At 45.0% G+C, this 22,192-nt stretch carries 22 protein-coding genes; 19 read left to right on the top strand and 3 right to left on the bottom strand.

Translation table 11 applies throughout. From position 1 onward, the window contains the following. The first annotated feature begins 11 nt into the window (after window positions 1-11). The 6 genes from CAG58_RS11290 (at window position 12) to pgpA (ending at window position 4,552) form a co-directional block, all read left to right on the top strand. The gene (locus tag CAG58_RS11290) at window positions 12-668 is read left to right on the top strand and encodes a riboflavin synthase (RefSeq protein WP_161425063.1); all 657 of its coding nucleotides are present in this window, start codon (window positions 12-14) and stop codon (window positions 666-668) included. Between the two features lie 40 nt (window positions 669-708). Further along, window positions 709-1,818, top strand: coding sequence for a bifunctional 3,4-dihydroxy-2-butanone-4-phosphate synthase/GTP cyclohydrolase II (gene ribBA / locus CAG58_RS11285; RefSeq protein ID WP_161425062.1), 1,110 nt, complete (start codon window positions 709-711; stop codon window positions 1,816-1,818). 139 nt (window positions 1,819-1,957) lie between these two features. After that, window positions 1,958-2,428, top strand: coding sequence for a 6,7-dimethyl-8-ribityllumazine synthase (gene ribH, locus CAG58_RS11280; protein WP_004394649.1), 471 nt, complete (start codon window positions 1,958-1,960; stop codon window positions 2,426-2,428). Further along, window positions 2,428-2,898: a transcription antitermination factor NusB gene (nusB, locus tag CAG58_RS11275; protein WP_004394650.1), complete on the top strand. Its 471-nt coding sequence runs from the start codon at window positions 2,428-2,430 to the stop codon at window positions 2,896-2,898. The genes ribH and nusB overlap by 1 nt, the downstream gene beginning before the upstream one ends. Window positions 2,899-3,074: 176 nt before the next feature. Further along, complete coding sequence (gene thiL / locus CAG58_RS11270; RefSeq protein WP_161425061.1) at window positions 3,075-4,049, top strand: thiamine-phosphate kinase; 975 nt, start codon at window positions 3,075-3,077, stop codon at window positions 4,047-4,049. Then, complete coding sequence (pgpA, locus tag CAG58_RS11265) at window positions 4,046-4,552, top strand: phosphatidylglycerophosphatase A (protein ID WP_161425060.1); 507 nt, start codon at window positions 4,046-4,048, stop codon at window positions 4,550-4,552. The genes thiL and pgpA overlap by 4 nt, the downstream gene beginning before the upstream one ends. A 66-nt stretch (window positions 4,553-4,618) precedes the next feature. Here the strand turns inward: pgpA and CAG58_RS11260 are convergent, their stop codons facing one another. The 3 genes from CAG58_RS11260 to map all read right to left on the bottom strand — a co-directional run bounded on the left by CAG58_RS11260 (window position 4,619) and on the right by map (window position 8,628). Beyond that, window positions 4,619-5,011, bottom strand: a complete 393-nt coding sequence (locus CAG58_RS11260) for a DUF3461 family protein (protein ID WP_004394653.1) — start codon at window positions 5,009-5,011, stop codon at window positions 4,619-4,621. A 27-nt stretch (window positions 5,012-5,038) separates the two neighbouring features. Then, a complete protein-coding gene (gene glnD, locus CAG58_RS11255) occupies window positions 5,039-7,684 on the bottom strand; it encodes a bifunctional uridylyltransferase/uridylyl-removing protein GlnD (protein WP_161425059.1) in 2,646 nt (881 codons plus the stop codon). A gap of 101 nt (window positions 7,685-7,785) precedes the next feature. Next, the gene (gene map, locus CAG58_RS11250) at window positions 7,786-8,628 is read right to left on the bottom strand and encodes a type I methionyl aminopeptidase (protein WP_004394655.1); all 843 of its coding nucleotides are present in this window, start codon (window positions 8,626-8,628) and stop codon (window positions 7,786-7,788) included. 423 nt (window positions 8,629-9,051) lie between these two features. Between map and rpsB the strand changes: the two genes are divergently transcribed. The 13 genes from rpsB (at window position 9,052) to lpxA (ending at window position 22,129) form a co-directional block, all read left to right on the top strand. Next, complete coding sequence (rpsB, locus tag CAG58_RS11245) at window positions 9,052-9,780, top strand: 30S ribosomal protein S2 (RefSeq protein WP_004394656.1); 729 nt, start codon at window positions 9,052-9,054, stop codon at window positions 9,778-9,780. A gap of 122 nt (window positions 9,781-9,902) precedes the next feature. Then, complete coding sequence (gene tsf, locus CAG58_RS11240) at window positions 9,903-10,745, top strand: translation elongation factor Ts (RefSeq protein ID WP_004394657.1); 843 nt, start codon at window positions 9,903-9,905, stop codon at window positions 10,743-10,745. A gap of 182 nt (window positions 10,746-10,927) precedes the next feature. Next, entirely contained in the window at window positions 10,928-11,659 is a 732-nt protein-coding gene (pyrH, locus tag CAG58_RS11235) for a UMP kinase (protein WP_004394658.1), read from the top strand. A 36-nt stretch (window positions 11,660-11,695) separates the two neighbouring features. Further along, the gene (gene frr, locus CAG58_RS11230) at window positions 11,696-12,253 is read left to right on the top strand and encodes a ribosome recycling factor (protein WP_004394659.1); all 558 of its coding nucleotides are present in this window, start codon (window positions 11,696-11,698) and stop codon (window positions 12,251-12,253) included. 92 nt (window positions 12,254-12,345) lie between these two features. Next, window positions 12,346-13,098, top strand: a complete 753-nt coding sequence (uppS, locus tag CAG58_RS11225; RefSeq protein ID WP_040904722.1) for a polyprenyl diphosphate synthase — start codon at window positions 12,346-12,348, stop codon at window positions 13,096-13,098. A gap of 16 nt (window positions 13,099-13,114) precedes the next feature. Then, window positions 13,115-13,957 carry a phosphatidate cytidylyltransferase gene (locus CAG58_RS11220; protein ID WP_154170335.1) on the top strand — a complete coding sequence of 281 codons (843 nt, stop codon included), beginning with the start codon at window positions 13,115-13,117 and terminating at the stop codon, window positions 13,955-13,957. A gap of 48 nt (window positions 13,958-14,005) precedes the next feature. Then, window positions 14,006-15,214 (top strand): 1-deoxy-D-xylulose-5-phosphate reductoisomerase, encoded by a 1,209-nt coding sequence (ispC, locus tag CAG58_RS11215; protein WP_161425058.1) that lies wholly within the window; start codon window positions 14,006-14,008, stop codon window positions 15,212-15,214. After that, complete coding sequence (gene rseP, locus CAG58_RS11210; protein WP_161425057.1) at window positions 15,211-16,566, top strand: sigma E protease regulator RseP; 1,356 nt, start codon at window positions 15,211-15,213, stop codon at window positions 16,564-16,566. The genes ispC and rseP overlap by 4 nt, the downstream gene beginning before the upstream one ends. A 48-nt stretch (window positions 16,567-16,614) precedes the next feature. Continuing rightward, a complete protein-coding gene (gene bamA / locus CAG58_RS11205) occupies window positions 16,615-19,020 on the top strand; it encodes an outer membrane protein assembly factor BamA (protein ID WP_154170341.1) in 2,406 nt (801 codons plus the stop codon). Window positions 19,021-19,032: 12 nt separating this feature from the next. Then, window positions 19,033-19,545 (top strand): OmpH family outer membrane protein, encoded by a 513-nt coding sequence (locus tag CAG58_RS11200; protein WP_004394665.1) that lies wholly within the window; start codon window positions 19,033-19,035, stop codon window positions 19,543-19,545. Window positions 19,546-19,557: 12 nt separating this feature from the next. Then, complete coding sequence (gene lpxD, locus CAG58_RS11195; RefSeq protein WP_161429619.1) at window positions 19,558-20,592, top strand: UDP-3-O-(3-hydroxymyristoyl)glucosamine N-acyltransferase; 1,035 nt, start codon at window positions 19,558-19,560, stop codon at window positions 20,590-20,592. A gap of 315 nt (window positions 20,593-20,907) precedes the next feature. Beyond that, on the top strand, window positions 20,908-21,339 hold the full coding sequence (gene fabZ, locus CAG58_RS11190) for a 3-hydroxyacyl-ACP dehydratase FabZ (RefSeq protein ID WP_170905122.1): 432 nt from the start codon (window positions 20,908-20,910) through the stop codon (window positions 21,337-21,339). 1 nt (window position 21,340) lies between these two features. Then, entirely contained in the window at window positions 21,341-22,129 is a 789-nt protein-coding gene (gene lpxA / locus CAG58_RS11185) for an acyl-ACP--UDP-N-acetylglucosamine O-acyltransferase (protein WP_154170345.1), read from the top strand. Window positions 22,130-22,192 lie beyond the last annotated feature (63 nt).

Here is a 22,192-nt window from a genome sequence, read left to right as displayed (position 1 = left end):
GATAACTGATTATGTTTACCGGAATTATAGAAGCTGTGGGCTCCTTGGTTGAGATGACTCGCCAAGGTGAAGACGTCACCATTACCGTTGCTACGGGAAAACTTGATATGAGTGATGTTAAACTCGGCGATAGCATTGCTACTAACGGTGTGTGTTTAACCGTTATTGATGTCAGTTCTCAACATTACTGTGCCGATCTCTCATTAGAAACACTCAATAAATCAGCGTTTGCTCACTATCAAGTCGGAGAAAAACTCAACTTAGAAAAAGCCATGCTTCCGACGACGCGTTTTGGTGGGCATATTGTGTCGGGACACGTTGATGGGATTGGTGAAATTATTGAACGCCAATGGGTGGGGCGTGCGATTGAATTGTGGGTGAGCTTACCGAATGAGTTAACTCGGTATGTTGCTGAAAAAGGCTCGATCACTATTGATGGGATTAGCTTAACCGTCAATGGGTTACGAAAAAATGCCTTTAAGCTGACCATCGTGCCGCATACCTCGTTAGAAACGACCATTGACGGCTTTCAACCTGGTCGCAAGGTGAACCTCGAAGTGGATGTGCTTGCTCGATATTTAGAACGTTTATTGGTCGGTGGTCAGAATGAGTCCGAATCACCTTCTCGAATGACAATGGAATTCTTACAACAAAATGGTTTTGCGTAATCATACGTGACGCAATAAGACAAAATATAGGACAAGAGTCATGTCAATTAGTACCCCACAAGACATTATCGAAGATATTCGCTTAGGCAAAATGGTTATCTTGATGGACGATGAAGATCGCGAAAATGAAGGCGATTTAATCATGGCCGCTGAGCATATCACACCAGAAGCGATCAATTTTATGGCGACTCATGGGCGTGGGTTGATTTGTTTAACCATGACCAAAAGCCGTTGTCAGCACTTAGGGCTAGCCCCGATGGTGCAAGACAATAACGCACAATATACCACCAACTTTACGGTATCGATTGAAGCAGCAGAAGGCGTGACGACGGGGATATCAGCGGCCGATCGCGCACGTACGGTGCAAGCTGCCGTGGCAAAAGAGGCCAAAGCGGCTGATTTAGTCCAACCTGGGCATATTTTCCCATTAGCAGCGCAAGATGGCGGGGTGCTCACCCGCGCAGGTCATACCGAAGCGGGCTGCGATTTAGCGCGTCTCGCTGGGCTTGAGCCTGCGTCAGTGATTGTCGAGATCCTCAATGACGATGGCAGTATGGCTCGTCGTCCCGATCTGGAAGTTTTTGCTAAAAAACACGACATCAAATTAGGTACCATTGCCGATTTAATTGAGTATCGTAATAATACAGAAACCACTATCGAACGGGTCGCGCAATGCCAATTGCCAACCGAATTCGGTGAATTTGAGCTGGTGACGTATCGCGATATTATTGATAACCAAATTCATTTTGCTTTGCGCAAAGAGAGCGTGAGTCAGCAAGCGCCTTTAGTGCGTGTTCATTTACAAGATACTTTCACTGATTTATTACGTAGCGATCGCAGTGCCGATCGTAGTTGGACTTTGGATAAAGCCATGCAACGTATTGGTCAAGAAGGGGGCGTTTTGGTGATTCTTAGTAATGAAGAGTCCACTGATCTGCTTATCCATCGCGTTAAAATGTTTGAGCAACAAGATAAAGGCGCAGCCCCAACGATGGCGAAAAAGCAAGGGACATCTCGACGGGTCGGGGTTGGCTCACAGATCCTTGCCGATTTAGGCGTCAGTGATATGCGTTTGCTCTCTTCAGCGAATAAGAAATACCACGCCTTGGGTGGATTTGGCTTAAATGTTGTCGAGTATATCAGCGAGTAAGCCAGTTATTCTACGTTCGGCTCGTTAAGTCTGCATGATAGGCCGCCCTTGTGGCGGCAAATTACTATTAGATATCGTTCACAAATTTGTGCTAGAATCCGGCGATTCTCACTTGATGAACAGAGTTAAAGGAAAGCTTATGAAAGTGATCGAAGGTGGTTTCCCAGCCCCCCATGCCAAAGTTGCGATTGTGATTTCTCGTTTCAACAGTTTTATTAACGAAAGTCTGCTGTCTGGTGCCATCGATACTTTAAAGCGTCATGGTCAAGTTAGCGACGAGAATATTACCGTTGTTCGTTGTCCTGGTGCGGTTGAGCTGCCACTGGTGGCTCAGCGCGTTGCCAAAACAGGCAAATTTGATGCGATAGTGTCACTGGGTTCGGTTATTCGTGGTGGTACACCACACTTTGACTATGTTTGCAGTGAAATGAATAAAGGGTTAGCCCAAGTGTCGATGGAATTCAGTATTCCTGTCGCGTTTGGTGTATTAACTGTTGATACTATCGATCAAGCTATTGAACGCGCAGGAACCAAGGCTGGTAATAAAGGTGCAGAAGCAGCACTTAGCGCACTTGAGATGATAAACGTTCTTTCTGAAATCGATTCCTAATGGGGGCCAGTGTGAAACCAGCCGCACGTCGTAATGCACGTCAATTTGCGCTACAAGCTATTTATTCGTGGCAAATTACTAAAGAGAATGTGGCGACTATTGAAGAGCAGTTCTTATCCGGTGGTAAGTATGATGAAGAAGAACATCATGCAGCAGAGCCTGCGCTATCGGCTCCACAAACCGATGTGACCTATTTCCGTGATCTGCTTGTCGGCGTTGTGCTCAATCATACCGAGCTAGATAGCAAACTACGTCCTTTTGTTTCTCGTCCGATGCAAGATTTGGATATGATGGAACTTGCGCTACTTCGTCTAGCGATGTATGAAATGACTCGACGCGAAGATGTTCCTTATAAGGTCGTGATTAACGAGGCCATTGAGCTAGCAAAAGTGTTTGCAGCAGAAGATAGCCATAAGTTTGTGAATGGCGTGCTTGATAAAGCAGCCCCTCATGTACGCAAAAAAGCGTAATCAGTTTTGGCATAAAAGGTCAGCATTCGCTGGCCTTTTTTATAGATAAAATCGACCAATGAGTCCATCTACAACGGTTGAGCGAGTGTTATTGATGGGCTTAGTTTTACTAACCGCATTTACATCGTATGAATGAATCATTCGGTGGATTCGTTGGTCTGGCTAGAGAATCATCCATGTTAGGTGAATTTAACTTTATTGAACACTATTTGGCGGCACGTCAACCACAGCGTAAAGATGTCCATTTAGCTCTGGGGGATGATTGTGCAATCGTCAATGTACCAGAGAATGTTCGGCTGGCTATCAGTACCGATACCTTAGTTGCAGGGACTCATTTTCTGGCTAATGCTAATCCAGCATGGGTGGCACATAAAGCCCTTGCTTCTAATATCAGTGATTTAGCCGCGATGGGGGCAACCCCTGCTTGGGTCTCGATGGCACTTACTTTACCTGAGATTAACCCCAATTGGCTTACTCCATTTTGTGACGCCTTTTTTGATTTAGCGAACTACTACAATGTACAATTGATTGGTGGTGATACCACCAAAGGTCCGTTGAGTATCACTCTCACCGTGCAAGGTTTTGTACCGCAAGATAAAGCCTTGTTACGTTCTGGTGCAAAAGTCGGGGATTGGATTTATGTCACAGGTCAACTCGGCGACAGTAAAGCGGGACTTGAGGTGGTACTCGATGCGAGTAAACGTGCTCTACCTTGTGCATCAGTGTTAGAGTCACGTCATTACGTATCGACCCCACGAGTTCTCGCTGGACAAGCCTTGCTCAATTTAGCCTCATCAGCGATTGATATTTCTGATGGCCTAGTCGCGGATTTAAACCATATTTTAAGTGCTTCTCAAGTGGGAGCGAGTCTTGATTTGCATACTTTGCCGTTGTCTGAAGCGTTAGTGCAGTACACGGGTGATCCGCTTATTGCGCAGCAGTATGCATTAACCAGTGGTGAAGAGTACGAACTCTGCTTTACGGTGCCTGAAGAGAATAAAGGATCGTTAGCAAGTGCTTTGGCACATACTGCGACGCCTATCACCTGCATTGGTCAAATTCGTCCTCATGGCGTGTTTGACTTACTCAACCATGGGCAAAAAGTCGACTGGTCGTTGACTGGTTATGATCATTTTAAGGAATCCGCATGAGCCATCCTCTTTCTCGTCTTTCACTACGCAATCCTTGGCATCTACTGGCGACCGGATTTGGCAGTGGTTTATCGCCGATCATACCTGGCACAATGGGGACATTAGCTTCTATTCCTCTGTATCTACTTCTAGTGCAACTGCCCTTATTTGCCTATCTTTTCGTCGTCTTAATGGCGTGTATTCTCGGTGTGAAAATTTGCCAAGTGACGTCAACAGATATGCAAGTTCACGATCATGGTTCGATTGTTTGGGATGAGTTTGCTGGTTTTTGGATCACCATGTCTATTGTTCCGTTACTGCAATTGCCAATCTTTGATTGGCAATGGATTGTTACGGGATTCGTGTTCTTTCGTTTTTTTGATATGGTCAAACCATGGCCAATTGGATGGCTAGATAAACAAGTCGAAGGTGGCGTAGGAATTATGCTCGATGATATCGTCGCGGGTATCATGGCGGCTATCATGCTGTTTTTTGTTGGGCAGTGGGCGGGATGGCTAAACTAAGCACAGTTACGTCGTGTTGATCAGTCACCCATAAGGGAGCAGAGGCTCCCTTATGGGTAAGCCAAACTAAAGTTTGTTCAGATCGGCTTCAATTTCAGCAATTTTGCTGGCCACTACTTTCTCTAAGTGACGTAAATCACTCAATATTTTTTGTTTAACGTCCACCTCACCGCCGTTATCTCCGGCGTTCTCATTACGTGTGAGTTGGTTCAATTCATCAATGACTAAAGTAAGAGTACGATTGATTTCGCTGATTTCTCGGTATTGGTGAGTACCGCCATCGACCAAAACCGTTTTGATCTGTCTTGGGTATTTAAATTTGACACTTTTAGCAAAAAACTCACCTTTCTGTTTCTTGAAATAGATTTTTAGCACATCTTTTTGCGCTTCTTGGCGCAATGAGTAACGTTCAATCGTATGGGGTTGATCGATTCCCAAGCTGGTGAGTTGTGGAAACATAAGCATCCTCTGCATTGTTTTGAGTGATTAAGGCGATAAAGCTTCTTGGTGAGAAGAAGAGAGCTGAGCAATAGTATCAATTAATCGTTCACGTAGGGTACTTTGCTCTTGGTCTGTGAGTTTAGCCCCTTGTTGATTGGTTAAAATAAATAAGTCTTCTGCGCGCTCTCCTAAGGTAGTGATTTTTGCCCCATGTAAATCTAAGTTTAATTCGGCAAACGTCGCTCCTATGGTGGCCAGTAATCCCGGCGTATCGAGAGCAACCAGCTCCATTAAAGTGCGTTTTTTGCTTTTTGTTGGTAAGAAATCGACCTGAGTTCGAACCGTGAAATGTTGCAGATTACGTGGGATACGGCGCGTTTTGAGTCTTGTTGGACGGCCATCGGTCAATACATGAGTTAAATGCTTAATTAACGCATGATGACGGTTTTCTTCAATTGCTTGGCCGTTGTGATCTAAGACCATAAAGGTATCTAAAACATAGCCATCTTTACTGGTCATGATTTGCGCGTCATGAACATTCAGGTTTCGACGGTCTAATTCTGCGACCACCGTTGCAAACAATGCGGGCTGATCTTTGGTATACACAAACACTTCGGTGCCACCGCGCGTGGCTTTTTTACTGATTAAGACCAAAGGTTCAGTAGGCGATGAGTGCGTTAAAATGTGCATACCATGCCATGCTATTTGTTTGTGAGTATGGCGTAAAAAGTAATCGGCTTTAAATCGTTGCCACAATTGCTCGATTTCACGGCTATGGAAGCCTTCTTTACGTAGCTGTGCCGACGCCATTTGTTGGTTATGACGAATTCGTTCTCGAACATCAACAGGGTGTTCAAGCCCGCGTCTTAAGGCTCTTTGCGTTGAGTAAAAGAGTTCCGCCAGTAAGGTTCGTTTCCAACTGTTCCATAGGTCTGGATTAGTGGCGCAAATATCAGCCACCGTTAAACAGACCAAGTATTCCAGATACTCTTCATCGCGGACTTTTTTAGCAAATTCGATGATCACGTCTGGATCATAAATATCGCGCCGTTGAGCCGTGACGGACATTAATAAGTGATTTTGGACTAACCAAGCCACCAGTTTTGCTTCTGGCTTAGAGAGGCCGTGTTCGATACAAAAATCGTAAGCTTCACTCGCACCTATTTCTGAATGATCGCCGCCGCGGCCTTTGGCAATATCATGGAAAATGGCCGCGAGGATCAGCAGTTCTTTTTTTTGTATTTTCGGGAAAATCTCACAGCAAATAGGATGACGTTGATGGTTTTTCGGGTCATTAAACAGATGGATATGTTTTAGTAGACGAATGCTGTGCTCATCAACGGTATAAACATGAAACAAGTCAAATTGCATCTGCCCAACTATCTGACTCCATTGCGGTAAATAAGCGGCCAATACGCCCAATTTATGCATTTGTCCAAACGCTTTGTGAAGCGCATTAGGGTGACGGGTCAGCGCGAGAAACTTTTCACGCGCAGCAGGAATCGTATGCAAAAATTTGTTCAATCGTCGCCGTGCGGTTCTTAATTGACGCATCGTAGAAGGGGCAACCCCATCAATGCTCGAGTCATTGGCCATGAGCAAAAATATATCGAGAATGGTTTCAGGTCGAGCTTGAAACAGAGCGGGCTTTCGAGCTTCAATTAATGAACCACGACGCTGAAAGTCGTGATTAATGATCTCTGCTTTGACTTCTTCACCACGGTTTAAGATCGCTTGATCAAACAACTTCAAGAGCATTTTATTGAGTTCAGATACGCGGCGTAAGGTGCGATAGAACTCCTTCATCATTTTTTCGACCGCTCGGTTGCCTTCGCCAGTAAATCCAAGATGTTCGGCGACTTGAGCTTGATGAGCAAAACCGAGTCGATTGTCATAACGTTTTAGTTCAAGATGCAGAGCGAAGCGAACTCGCCACAAAAAATCTTGGCATTCGGCCAGTTCACGAAATTCAGCGTCAGTAAGAAAGCCGAAGCGGCTCATTTCATAGAGTGATGTCGCCCCAAAGTGGCGACGAGCAACCCAGCTTAAGGTATGAATATCTCTTAGACCGCCAGGCGTTGATTTAATGTCGGGCTCAAGATTATAGGCCGTATCGTGATAACGGGCATGACGCTCACGTTGCTCTTTTATTTTAGCTTGGTAGAAGCATTCACTTGGCCAAAAAGATTCGCTATGAATGGCTGATTGTAAACGTTGGAAAATACGGTCACTGCCGCACAACAAGCGTGCCTCTTGCAAATTGGTGGCCACGGTTAAATCCGCTTTACCAATCTCAATACACTCTTCTACAGTACGTACAGCATGGCCGACTTCTAGGCGCAAGTCCCATAATAAGGTAATGAATTGGCTGACTTTACTGCCAATATCATCGGCTAATCGGGTCGTAGAGACGACTAAAATATCAATATCTGATAAGGGATGTAATTCAGCTCTTCCGTATCCGCCAACAGCGGCCAGACAGAGGTCATTGAGTTTATCAAACCCAAAATATTGCCAAAGACGATTCAGGAGCATATCCATATAATCGGCACGGCCAACCACGAGATCACTGACCGGATGGCGAGAGAGAAACGCTTGGCGCTGGTAGGCAGAAAAAAGGTCGAGTTGCTGTTTTAATTGCTCAACCGTGAGCTGTTGATCGGTGTAATTCAGCGGGGATAAATAAGCCATAACAGTGCGGTCCATGCCAGGGAGTGAACTCAGTGTGAATGCTCAATCTAACAGAAATCAAGCGCTGAGCTCAAGCTCCCTTTACCGACTATCGGGCAGGATTAAGCATTGTGGAAAATACGTGGGATGGTCTCTTCTTCACGTAGCGTGAGAATTTCACAGCCATCTGCGGTAACCAAAATGGTGTGCTCCCATTGAGCCGAGTTCTTACTATCGGCGGTATAGACGGTCCAGTTATCTTCATCATCCAAGCGACAACCAAATTTACCCGCATTGATCATCGGCTCAATGGTAAAAATCATCCCTTCACGAAGCAGTGTGCGGTCACTATTTTTGTAGTGCACTACTTGTGGCTCTTCATGAAACTCTGCGCCGATACCATGACCACAGTAGTCACGAACAATCGAGAATTTTGAACGCGGGTTATTTTTATTATTGGTTTTGATGTATTTCTCTATCGCGGTACCAATTTCGCCGAGTTGTACGCCTGGTTTCACTTTTTTTAAGGCCAAATAGAGACACTCTTGAGCGACTAGACATAAACGTTTGTCGGCTGGCTGCACATCACCAATTAAGAACATCTTTGAGGTATCACCATGATAACCATCTTTAATGACGGTAATATCGATGTTCATAATGTCACCCTCTTTTAAGACGGCAGGGCGAAGCAGTTGACCAAATTGCGTGTCTTGTTCAGCCGGAATGCCATGGCACACGATATGGTTAATCGATGTGCAAATCGATTTTGGGAAGCCATGATAGTTAAGAGGGGCAGGAATAGCGCCTTGAACTTCGGTAATATAATCGTGGCAAAGTTGGTTAAGGTGTTCAGTGGTCACGCCAGCTTTGACGTGAGGTTCAATCATTTCTAAAACTTGCGCAGCCAATCGCCCCGCTACACGCATTTTTTCTATTTCTTGAGCATTTTTAATTTTTACAGACATCGGCTTTCTCTATTCAAATTTTAGGCACTGGGTGCTAATCGCAATATTGTAACAGTGAGAAAAGGAAGCGCAAGAAGCGGTGTAAATAAGAATGATTAAGCGCGATGGTTAGCTAGGTTAAATGACGCATCTCCTGATGATCGATAGTAAGATGGATTTTCTTGCTTATCATCGCTCTCGCTGGTTCAATCCAAGCACCTACGCCACAATTTTTGCTAGTCAGATTAGTGCTAAATATGATATAAAACGCGCCGGAACATCGGCCTGATTTCTTCGTAACGGCGAAACTGCCCGAGTCCACACACATTTATCTTTAAATCACACACATTCCGACACATGTTCCGGGGTGCTTCCAGCGTTATAAACGTTGAGGAGTCGGAGACATGGGGGATGTGGAGGCCTAACCCCATAGAGGATTATTTCATGGCAACTGTATCAATGCGCGATATGCTAAAAGCTGGTGTTCACTTCGGTCACCAGACTCGTTACTGGAACCCAAAAATGAAACCATTCATTTTTGGCGCTCGTAACAAAGTTCATATCATCAACCTAGAAAAAACCGTACCAATGTTCAACGAAGCACTGGCTGAGCTAGTGAAAATCGGCGACAAAAAAGGTAAAGTACTTTTCGTAGGTACTAAGCGCGCAGCCTCTGAAGCAGTAAAAGAAGCAGCGATTGCAAGCAATCAATACTACGTAAACAACCGTTGGTTAGGTGGTATGCTAACTAACTGGAAAACCGTTCGTCAATCAATCAAGCGTCTAAAAGAACTTGAAGTTCAAGCGACTGATGGCACTTTCGACAAGCTAACCAAGAAAGAAGCGCTAATGCGTACTCGTGAAATGGACAAGCTTGAGAAATCTCTTGGTGGTATCAAAGATATGGGCGGTTTACCTGACGCTCTATTCGTTATCGACGCTGATCACGAGCACATTGCAGTTAAAGAAGCAAACAACCTAGGCATTCCAGTGTTTGCTGTTGTTGATACTAACTCTAACCCAGATGGTATTGATTACATCATCCCAGGTAACGACGATGCGATCCGTGCCGTTCAACTATACCTGAACGCTGCAGCTGAATCAGTAAACGAAGGTCGTAACAAAGACGTAGCGGCAGTTGCTGAAAAAGACGGCTTTGTAGAAGCGGAATAATAGCGGCTCTTAGTCTTACTTAGCCTTCTGTAGAATACTACATGGGCTAAGTCATAGTTAGTATTGGGGGCCAAATCATTAGGCCCCCAATTTTTAATCCTGAATCAACTGAGGAATAGAGAATGGCTGTTACTGCTGCTCTAGTAAAAGAACTGCGTGAACGTACTGGCGCAGGTATGATGGAATGTAAGAAAGCACTCGTTGAAACCAATGGTGACATCGAACTTGCCATCGAAAATATGCGTAAAAGCGGTGCTGCAAAAGCGGCTAAAAAAGCAGGTAATATCGCTGCTGAAGGCGCGATCATCATCAAAGAAGCAGAAGGTTCTGCCGCTTTGGTTGAAATCAACTGTCAAACCGATTTCGTTGCTAAAGATGGCAACTTCCTAGCATTCGCTAACGAAGTCGCTGAAGCAGCGTTAGCATCAAAACTAAGCCTAGAAGAGCTACAAGCACAGTTTGAAGATGCTCGTGTTACTCTTATTGCTAAAATCGGCGAAAACATCAATATCCGTCGCGTTCAATACGCTGAAGGTAAAGCTTTGGCTGCATACAGCCACGGTTCTCGTATTGGTGTTGTGGTTGCTGGTGATGCCGATGCAGAAACTCTAAAACACATCGCGATGCACGTAGCGGCTTCTCGCCCTGAATACGTTAATCCTGAAGATGTACCGGCTGATGTTGTTGCGAAAGAGCGTGAAGTTCAAGTTGAAATCGCAATGAACGAAGGCAAGCCAAAAGAGATCGCAGAGAAAATGGTTGAAGGCCGTATGAAGAAATTCACCGGTGAAGTTTCTCTAACTGGTCAACCTTTCGTTATGGAGCCAAAGAAAACTGTTGGTGAAATTTTGAAAGAGAAAGGCGCTTCAGTATCGACTTTCGTTCGCCTAGAAGTAGGTGAAGGTATCGAAAAACAAGAAGGCCTGAGCTTCGCTGAAGAAGTGGCTATGGCTCAGAAAGGTTAATTGCCTTTTTGATGACCAAGATAAAGACCGTGGCCATGGCTGCGGTCTTTTTACGAATATCACTCCCTCGACGGTTAAAGAGAGCGGTTTTCGAACTCACGATGGTAATGATCATCAATACATTTACGCAGTAAGTTTATTTATGACTGTTAACTAACGATACTTTTTGAAAGGTAAAGTCCATGACAACAAACCCTAAACCCGCATATCAACGTATTTTATTAAAATTGAGCGGTGAAGCGCTTCAAGGTGAAGAAGGTTTTGGTATCGATCCGACCGTGCTTGATCGTATGGCACAAGAAGTAAAAGAATTGGTCGAATTAGGTGTTCAAGTGGGTGTCGTCATTGGTGGTGGCAACTTATTCCGTGGTGCAGGCTTAGCGGCAGCGGGAATGAACCGTGTTGTGGGTGACCATATGGGCATGTTGGCGACAGTGATGAATGGCCTTGCAATGCGTGACGCCCTACATCGAGCTTACGTGAATGCGCGCGTGATGTCTGCTATCCCACTTAAAGGGGTATGTGACGACTACAATTGGGCTGACGCGATCAGTCAATTACGTCAAGGTCGTGTAGTAATTTTTTCTGCTGGTACGGGTAACCCGTTTTTCACAACCGATTCTGCCGCTTGTTTACGTGGTATCGAAATTGAAGCTGACGTGGTTCTCAAAGCGACAAAAGTAGACGGTGTCTACAGTGCTGACCCTGTAGCCAATCCAGATGCGCAACTGTATGATAAGCTGGGTTACAACGATGTACTGGATAAAGAACTTAAAGTGATGGATTTGGCGGCCTTTACTCTGGCTCGCGATCACAACATGCCAATCCGTGTCTTTAATATGAACAAGCCTGGCGCATTACGCCGTGTGGTTATGGGTGAAGCGGAAGGTACGCTGATCAGCTCCGCTGTATAATCACTCTCGAAATGAAATAAGAATTAAGGTGATATTGTGATTAATGAGATCAAAAAAGACGCTCAAGAGCGTATGGATAAAAGTGTAGAAGCGCTAAAGAACAATCTATCAAAGATTCGTACTGGTCGCGCTCACCCAAGCCTACTATCTGGCCTCTCTGTTGAGTACTACGGTGCGTCAACACCTCTAAGCCAAATTGCCAACGTGATTGCTGAAGATGCACGTACATTAGCGATTACGGTATTTGATAAAGAACTTACGCCAAAAGTTGAAAAAGCGATTCTTATGTCTGATTTAGGGTTAAACCCAATGTCAGCAGGAACCGTGATTCGTGTTCCACTGCCACCATTAACGGAAGAGCGTCGTCGTGATCTTGTTAAAATCGTCCGTGGTGAAGCGGAAGGTGGTCGAGTAGCCGTGCGCAACATTCGTCGTGACGCCAACAACGATCTAAAAGCGTTATTGAAAGATAAAGAAATTTCAGAAGATGAAGAGCGTAAGGCTCAAGATGAAATTCAAAAACTGACCGATGCGGCTGTCAAGAAAATTGATGACATCTTAGCGGTTAAAGAAAAAGAACTCATGGAAGTTTAATTTCTACAAAACCTTAACAGGAAAACGCTGTGCTCACAGCACAGCGTTTTTTTATGCTACTCTTCACCATCTTTTTTCTTTATTACGTTTCTATGCAAAATTCGCAGCTCTCGTTAGATGTTCTCCCTCAGCATATCGCCATTATTATGGATGGCAATGGTCGTTGGGCAAAAGCACAAGGTAAACCTCGGATCTTTGGTCACAAAAACGGGGTTGCTGCGGTGCGTAAAACGGTTTCTACCGCAGCAAAACTGGGGATAAGAGCCGTGACTTTATTTGCCTTTAGCAGTGAAAATTGGCGACGTCCTGAGGAAGAGGTCGGCGTGTTGATGGAGTTATTTCTTCGTGTCTTATCGACCGAGGTCAAAAAACTGCACAAAAATAACCTGCGTTTACGTATTATTGGTGATACCAGTCGATTCAGTGAGCGGTTACAAAGTAAAATCGCCCAAGCTGAAGCGCTGACTCAGCATAATACGGGCATGGTGATTAATATTGCGGCGAATTACGGTGGAAAATGGGATATCACTCAGGCGATGCGCCATATTGCTCTTAAAATCAGTCGTGATGAACTCAGTGTCACGGATATTAACGAGACATTGATCGCTGAACATTTAACGATGGCTGATCTTCCTGAAGTGGATTTACTGATTCGCACCAGTGGTGAATGCCGGATCAGTAACTTCCTTCTTTGGCAGTTGGCTTATGCAGAAATGTATTTTACTCCTGTTTATTGGCCTGAGTTTGGTGAAGAAAGTTTAATTGAAGCTGTGACTTGGTTTGTTAATCGTGAGCGCCGATTTGGTTGTACCGGTGAGCAAGTCAAAGCGTTAATGACACCATAAAATAGGACTTCTCAGTTTGAAGCAAAGAATTATTACTGCGCTTTTACTTGCCCCTTTAGTGATTGCTGGCATTTTTTGGCTCCCGCAATCTGGCTTTATTTTGGCGTTGGGCGTAGTAACGTTATTGGGCTTATGGGAATGGACGCAATTCGTTTCTTCTTCCTCTCGTTATCTTGCCTTATTACCCGGTCTGGTGGTTGGTGCCATAAGTTATTGGCTGCTTGTACCTCAGCTTTCGGTATTAAGTGCCTTGCAACCGATGCATTATGGCATCTTAGTGATCGGCTCACTATGGTGGATTGTCGCTAGTGGTTTAGCCATTACCTATCCTAAATCACGAGCTTGCTGGGAAAATTCCAATGCTGTGCGTCATCTCTTTGGCGTACTGACATTATTGCCTTTCTTTTGGAGTGTGATTTTTTTACGCTCTGAACATATTGTCTCCGACAGTTATCACGGGGCGAAATTGGTACTTTATGTCTGTTTGATTGTGTGGGCTGCGGACAGTGGGGCTTACTTTTCCGGCAAAAGTTTTGGCAAGCGTAAAATGGCTCCAGCTGTCAGTCCGAATAAAACTATTGAAGGCTTAGTCGGTGGGGTTATTGCTGCCATGTTGGTGGGTTGGTTATGCGCCAGTTGGTTTAATATTCAATTTGCGTCTACCACTATCATGCTATTGACCATTTTGGTTACCGTAGTGATCTCAGTCTTGGGCGATTTGGTGGAAAGTATGTTTAAGCGGGTATCTGGCATTAAAGACAGCAGTAAAATCATTCCTGGTCACGGTGGTATTTTAGACCGAGTGGATAGTCTGACGGCTGCTTTCCCTGTATTTGCTTTATGCTATTTCTTATTTTAATGCTGGTGAAGCACGCCTTCATCAGCATAAACCATGACGGTTTTTGTGATGCGTAAATTAACCATTCTCGGAGCCACTGGCTCTATTGGTGCGAGCACCCTTAAAGTGGTGGACGAGAATCCTGATCACTTTAGTGTGGTTGCTTTGGTGGCGGGTAGTAATGTCAACAAAATGCGCGAGCTTTGCCAAACATGGCGACCTAAGTATGCCGTAATGGCGACGCCACAAGCGGCACAGTTGTTATCCTCCCAATTGGCTGGACTTTCACTGCCAACCGAAGTGTTGTATGGCCAAGAGGCAATGTGTCATGTTGCTGCTAGCGATGATGTTGATACTGTGATGGCGGCGATTGTCGGTGCCGCAGGTCTGTTACCGACGATGGCCGCGGTTAAAGCCGGGAAGCGAGTTCTCTTAGCTAACAAAGAAGCCTTGGTTATGTCTGGGCAGTTATTTATTGATGCGGTTGAGCACTATGGGGCTGAATTATTGCCCGTCGACAGTGAACATAATGCGATTTTTCAATGTTTACCCGTTGATATTCAAACTCAGCTCGGACGCTGTAATTTACAAGAGCAGGGCGTTTCCCATATTCTGCTGACGGGGTCCGGCGGGCCATTTCGTTATGCCGATATTGAGACTTTAGCTCAAGTGACTCCAGAACAAGCGATTGCTCACCCTAATTGGTCGATGGGGCCCAAAATATCGGTTGATTCTGCAACCATGATGAACAAAGGGCTTGAGTATATTGAGGCTAAGTGGCTATTTAACGCATCTCGTGAACAGCTTAAGGTTTTGATCCACCCTCAATCAGTGATCCATTCAATGGTCCAATATCGGGATGGTTCGGTGATTGCACAGCTCGGCGAGCCAGATATGGCGACGCCAATTGCACAAACGCTGGCCTATCCTCAGCGGGTCAGTGCAGGCGTTGAACCGCTAGACTTTACTCGTTTAAGTGAGTTGACCTTTATGGAGGTTGATTATCAGCGTTACCCTTGTTTGCAATTGGCGATAGACGCGTGTTATCTCGGCCAGCATGCCACTACGTCGCTCAATGCGGCGAATGAAGTGGCCGTTGAGGCCTTTTTACGAGGGCAGATTCGTTTTACTGATATTGCTGTGATTAATGAAAAGGTATTGTCGACCGTGTGCGGGGCAAACAGTCCTTTACATTCCTATCACTTGGAAAGCCTACTCGAGCTAGATACAATGGCGCGCAGTCTGGCTAATCAACACTTGAAAGAGCGTATGTTATGAGTGGCATTTTATGGAACTTCGTTGCCTTTATTGTCGCCTTAGGCATTTTAGTCGCCGTCCATGAGTACGGGCATTTTTGGGTGGCAAGAAAGTGCGGCGTTAAAGTAGAAAAGTTTTCAATTGGCTTTGGAAGAGCGATTTGGAAACGTATGGGTAAAGACGGAACTGAATACAGTATTTCGGTTATTCCACTCGGTGGCTACGTCAAAATGCTCGATAGCCGAGTAGACGATATTCCCCGCGAGCAGTATCCATTCGCTTTTGATAAAAAATCATTATGGCAACGCACAGCGATTGTTGCTGCGGGGCCAGCTTTTAACTTTTTGTTCGCTCTTTTCGCTTACTGGTTGGTTTTTATTATTGGTGTACCTGCGGTCAAACCGGTGATTGGTGACGTCGCGCCATACTCGATTGCTGCAGAGGCCGGAGTAAAGCCTGGTATGGAAATTAAGGCCGTATCAGGCGTGAAGACGCTGGATTGGGAGTCAGTCAATATGGGATTAATTCGCCATATTGGTAACCAGAGCCTAACCTTGACCGTCGCTTCTCCAGATGACATTGGCATCGAGCAAATCAAGACTTTTGACCTAGCGTCATGGAACTTTAACCCAGAAACAGAGTCTGCTATGGGAGCGCTAGGATTTAAACCTTTTGTACCTGAAGTATCGACGGTATTAGCGACGATTTCTGCTGGTAGTGCTGGATCTAAAGCGGGACTGCAAGTAGGCGATCGCTTAACGCACATTAACGGTCAAGCGGTTTCCTCTTGGCAACAGGCGGTTACGGAAATTCAAGCACATCCTAATCAAACGTTAGAGATAGGGATCGAACGTGATCAGCAACGGTTAACGCTTACTTTGGTTCCTGATGCACGAAGCGTATCTGGACAAACGATAGGGTTTGCTGGTATCGCTCCGCAAATGGCTGAATGGCCGCCGGGGTATCGCTTTGAGTTACAGTTTGGCGTGATCGACTCGATCGGTAAAGCGTTTGCAAAGACAGGCCAAGTGATCGACTTAACCATCAGTATGCTGAAAAAGCTGATTGTCGGTGATGTGGGACTGAATAATCTTAGTGGGCCGATCTCTATTGCTAAAGGTGCAGGGACAACGGCTGATTATGGCTTAGTTTATTTTCTCGGTTTCTTGGCCTTGATCAGTATAAACTTGGGGATTATTAATTTGGTTCCTCTGCCAATGCTTGATGGTGGGCACTTACTGTTCTTCGCGATTGAAGCGGTGATTCGACGCCCTGTTCCGGAAAAAATACAAGAAATTGGCTATCGACTCGGAGGAGTGATCATTTTCTCCTTAATGGCGGTAGCGATATTTAACGATTTTACTCGCCTGTGATTGATTCGCATTAGGCAATGGTTGTAGTAAGGACTAACTAAAACAAATATGGCGATGAAAAAAATCCTGTTCGCGACACTGCTCGCAACAAGCGTATCCGTTAGTGGTGCCGAAAATTTTGTAGTGCAGGACATTCAGATTCAAGGACTGCAGCGAGTGGCTCTCGGGGCTGCGTTATTGAGAATGCCTGTGCGAATTGGCGATACCGTTGATTCTCAAGATGTTGCACAAATTATCCAAGCGTTGTATGCCTCGGGTAACTTTGAAAACGTGAAAGTTCTGCGCGATGGTTCCGCGTTGATCGTACAAGTTCAAGAGCGTCCAACCATTGCGAGTGTCTCTTTCTCTGGCAACAAAGCGATTAAACAAGAACAACTGCAACAAAATCTTGAAGCTTCTGGTATTCGAGTTGGTGAGGCTTTGGATCGTACTAAACTGAGCAATATCGAAAAAGGCTTAGAAGATTTTTATTACAGCGTCGGTAAATATAACGCTAGCGTAAAAGCAGTGGTTACGCCCTTACCGCGCAATCGAGCTGATTTGAAGTTTATTTTTACCGAGGGTGTTTCGGCAAAAATTCAACAGATTAACTTTATCGGTAATGAAGTGTTCAGTAATGAAGATCTTTTATCTCGCTTCAACCTGAATGTCGATCTATCGTGGTGGAACTTCCTCTCTGATGATAAGTATCAAAAGCAGGTACTAGCAGCAGATATTGAAGCACTACGTACTTTTTACTTGGACCGAGGCTATTTGAAGTTCCAAGTTGAATCGACCCACGTCTCTATCTCTCCAGATAAAAAAGGTGTCTACATCACCCTGAATTTGAATGAAGGTTTACCGTATACGGTAAAAGAGGTTCAATTTCGTGGCGAGTTGATTGGCAAAGAAGATGAGTTTAAGGCCCAGATTCCCTTTGAGTTAGGTGAGACTTATCAGGGCTCGGCGGTGACGCAATTGGAAGAAAGTGTCAAACGCGTCCTAGGTGAGGCCGGTTATGCCTATCCTCAAGTCCGGACCATTCCGGAGTTTGATGATGAAACCCAACAAGTTTCTCTCATCGTGCATGTTGAAGCCGGTAAACGTATTTATGTCCGTGATATTCGTTTTATCGGTAACAACGCCACTCGTGATGAAGTCCTACGCCGCGAAATGCGTCAAATGGAAGGCAGTTGGTTGAATTCGCGTGCGATTGATACCGGAAAAACGCGCTTAAACCGCTTGGGCTTTTTTGAAACGGTTGATGTACAAACGGTTCGTGTTCCTGGTTCAGACGATCAAGTTGATTTGGTCTATACCGTCAAAGAGGCTAACTCGGGAAGTATTAACTTTGGTGTTGGTTATGGTACCGAATCGGGGGTGAGTTTTACTGTCGGATTAACCCAAGATAACTTCTTAGGAACCGGTAACCGTGTCGGTGTCACAGCAACCACTAACGACTATCAACAAAATATTACACTTGAATACCGTGATCCTTATTGGAACATTGATGGTGTAAGTCTTGGCGGCCGCGTTTTCTACAACAAGTTTGAAGCTTCAGAAGCAGGGATTGTTGATTATACCAACCAAAGTTATGGCACCAGTTTGACTTGGGGATTCCCGTTTGATGAACTCAATCGTTTTGAATTCGGTGTTGGCTATACCCATAACAAAATTGGTAACTTATCGCCTTATTTACAAGTTGAGCAGTTCCTGTGCAACTTAGGTGATTGTGATCCGAAAGAGTTGATCACCGATGATTTTGATGTCAACGTTGCTTGGACTCGAAATAACCTTAACCGAGGTTTTTTCCCAACCGCCGGTAACCATCAGCGTGCGTTTGCGAAAATGACCACTCCGGGGTCCGATGCACAGTTTTTCAAGCTCCAATACGATGTGCGTCAGTACTTCCCATTAACCAGAAAACATGAGTTTACTCTGCTACTGCGTGGTCGTTTGGGTTATGGTAACGGTTATGGTCAAACGGACGGTAAAGATAACCTTTATCCGTTTTATGAAAACTTTTATGCCGGTGGTTTTACCACCTTACGTGGGTTTGGCTCTAACTCGGCGGGTCCTAAAGCGGTATATCGAGACTACTCTAGCTCAAGCAATGGTCAAGATACGGCGACCAAAGATTCAGTCGGTGGTAACGCAATTGCCCTGGCCAGCTTAGAATTAATTGTGCCGACGCCTTTCGCATCCGATGAAGCACGTAGTCAAGTCCGCACCAGTGTTTTTGTTGATGTCGCTAGTGTATGGGATACTGAGTTTGATTATCGCTCTAATGCCTCGTTTGGTAATCAGTACTACTACGATTACTCCGACCCAAGCAAATATCGCGCATCTTATGGTGTCGCACTGCAATGGATGTCACCGATGGGGCCCTTAGTCTTTTCGTTGGCGAAACCTATTAAAAAATACGATGGTGATAATGAAGAGTTCTTCACTTTTACTATCGGACGAACCTTCTAAATAGAGGAAAGTATGTTAAAAAATACCGTTAAAGCGGCCAGTGTTAGCCTGATCATTCTTAGTTCTGCTTTTTTTGCCAATGCTGCTGAGGCTGCGCAAAAAGTAGGCTTTATTAACACCGCACAAGTATTTCAAGCGTTACCACAACGTGAAGTGGTTTTGCAGAAAATGCAGGACGAGTTTAAAGACAAAGCTGCAGAGCTACAAAGTCTTCAAGCTCAAGCTAAGACGAAAATTGAAAAATTAAGACGTGATGCTGAGCTGATGAGCCAAGATGACGTTGAAAAATTGCGTATGGAAATTGGGCAGTTGGATAATATGTACCAGATGAAAGCCCAAGCTCTGGAGCGGGCTTCTGCACGTCGTGAAGCAGAAGAAAAACAAAAATTGTTTAAAATTATCCAAGACGCTGTACAAAAAGTCGCGGAAAAAGAAGGTTATGACTTGATTGTTGATGTTAGCGCTATGCAATACGGTAAACCACAGTACAATATTTCTGAGCAAGTAATTAAAGCAATTAAATAATATTCGATGACTATGATGACACTAACTTTAGCCGATTTGGCAACCATAACCGGCGGCACCCTATATGGTGATGCTAACGTGAAAGTAAGCGCGGTCGCGCCAATGGATAGGGCCAAGGAAGGGGATGTCACCTTTCTTTCTAATACTAAATACGCTAAACACCTTAAGTTGTGCCAAGCGTCAGTAGTGATGGTGAAAGAATCGGAACGAGAGTTGTGTCCATCGAATGTATTAGTGGTCGCTGACCCTTACATTGCGTTTGCTAAGGTAGCTCAGGCATTAGATAAAACACCTAAACCAGCGTTGGTCGGGATCGCACCGAGTGCGGTTGTTGCGACAGATGTCCAATTGGGTAAAAATGTGGCGATTGGCGCAAATGCGGTGATTGAGTCGGGAGTGGTTCTCGGTGATAACGTGGTGGTCGGCGCTGGATGCTTTATCGGCCATAACGCACAATTAGGTCATAACACTAAGCTGTGGGCGAATGTCACCGTGTACCATGGCGTACAGATTGGTGATGATTGTTTGATCCAATCTGGCACCGTGATCGGCTCTGACGGTTTTGGCTATGCCAATGAACGTGGTGAATGGGTAAAAATCCCTCAGGTGGGCACGGTGCGGATTGGCAATCGCGTTGAAATTGGTGCCTCGACAACCATTGATCGTGGCGCGTTAGATGATACCGTGATTGAAGATAATGTGATCATGGATAATCAATTGCAGATTGCGCATAACGTACACATCGGATATGGCACCGCGATTGCTGGTGGTACAGTGATTGCTGGCAGTACTCATATTGGTAAATACTGCATTATTGGCGGTGCGACAGTCATTAATGGTCACATTACTATTGCTGATGGGGTTACCATTACCGGCATGGGCATGGTGATGCGCAGTATTGAAGAGAAAGGTATCTATTCATCTGGTATTCCACTGCAGCCGAATAAAGAGTGGCGTAAAACCGCCGCACGGGTGCATCGAATTGAAGAGATGAACAAACGATTAAAAGCCTTAGAAAAGCAATTTGAGCAAATCAGTCACTCATAATGGTTTGATTTGCTAAAAAGGCTCGCCGTACGCGAGTCTTTTTTATCTCTATCTCTGGTTTGTTGATGGTTAGTATCGCGTGTCGGCGACGCTAGTTTGGTGTTTTCTGACGAGAACCTCAGTCAGATTGATTAACCTGCTGCCTGCCACTCTCAGCGGTTTGAGTATATAATATCAGCCAACTTATTTGCTCTGCTCTGGGCCTGTTTTCGTGATGATTTAAGCGGCGACAGTTTTCCCTGTCTTTGAGAGCAGGGTATCGCATTTAATCTATTTATTGATAGGAATATGACTTTGACTACTGAAAAGAAAATGATGAATATCACTGAAATTCAGAGCCTGCTTCCGCACCGTTATCCTTTTTTATTGATCGATCGTGTGACTGATTATGAAGAAGGTAAATACCTTGTTGGGCTAAAGAATGTTTCGGTGAATGAACCTCAGTTTACTGGTCATTTCCCTCAGTTGCCGGTTTTCCCTGGCGTGCTTATTTTAGAAGCCATGGCTCAAGCGACTGGGTTGTTGGCATTTAAAACTTTCGGTGCACCAAAAGAAAACGAGCTGTACTATTTTGCAAGCATTGATAATGCAAAGTTTCGTAAACCAGTTGGCCCTGGCGATCAATTAATGATTGAAGTGGAATTTATCAAAGAGCGCCGAGGCATTGCTCTTTTTAACGGAGTGGCAAAAGTCGATGGTGACGTAGTTTGCTCCGCGGTTCTAAAATGTGCACGCAGAGAGTTTTAATATGATTCATCCAACGGCACAAATCCACCCAACCGCGGTGGTCGAAGACGGCGCAGTGATTGGCGCAAATGTTAAGATTGGTCCATTTTGTTATGTTGATGGCAAAGTGGAGATTGGTGACGGCACTGAGCTGTTATCGCACGTTGTTGTCAAAGGGCCAACTAAGCTTGGTAAAGACAACCGCATCTTCCAATTCGCCTCAATTGGTGAAGCCTGTCAGGATCTAAAATACGCGGGTGAAGATACTCAACTGATTGTCGGTGATCGCAATACCATTCGTGAAAGTGTCACTATGCATCGTGGTACCGTGCAAGATAAAGGCATCACCATTGTTGGCAGTGATAACTTATTTATGATTAATGCACACGTTGCTCATGATTGTGTGATTGGTGATCGTTGTATTTTTGCCAATAACGCAACCTTAGCTGGGCATGTCAAGGTGGGCAATCAAGCCATCATTGGTGGTATGTCAGCCATTCATCAATTCTGCCACATTGGCGATCATTGTATGCTGGGCGGTGGATCGATCGTTGTACAAGATGTGCCTCCTTTTGTCATGGCGCAAGGTAACCACTGTGCCCCTTTTGGCATTAATGTTGAAGGCTTAAAGCGTCGTGGTTTTGAGAAAGCGGAAATACATGCGATTCGCCGTGCTTATAAGGCCTTGTATCGTAATGGACTCACTTTGGAAGAAGCCAAAGTGGAAATCGCTAAAGAAGCGGCAAGTTTCCCTGCGGTCCAACGTTTTCTTGATTTCTTAGCTAACTCGGCTCGCGGTATCATCCGTTAGTTTTAGACTTGGCGTTAGACAAAAGATCGCCATTTATCGGCGATCTTTTGCATTTTATGGCGA

This window comes from Vibrio sp. V31_P5A7T61 (assembly GCF_009904895.1).
Taxonomy (GTDB): Bacteria; Pseudomonadota; Gammaproteobacteria; order Enterobacterales; family Vibrionaceae; genus Vibrio; species Vibrio metschnikovii.
The sequence above is the reverse complement of the archived record's forward strand: the minus strand, read 5'-3'. Positions and strand labels throughout refer to the sequence as shown.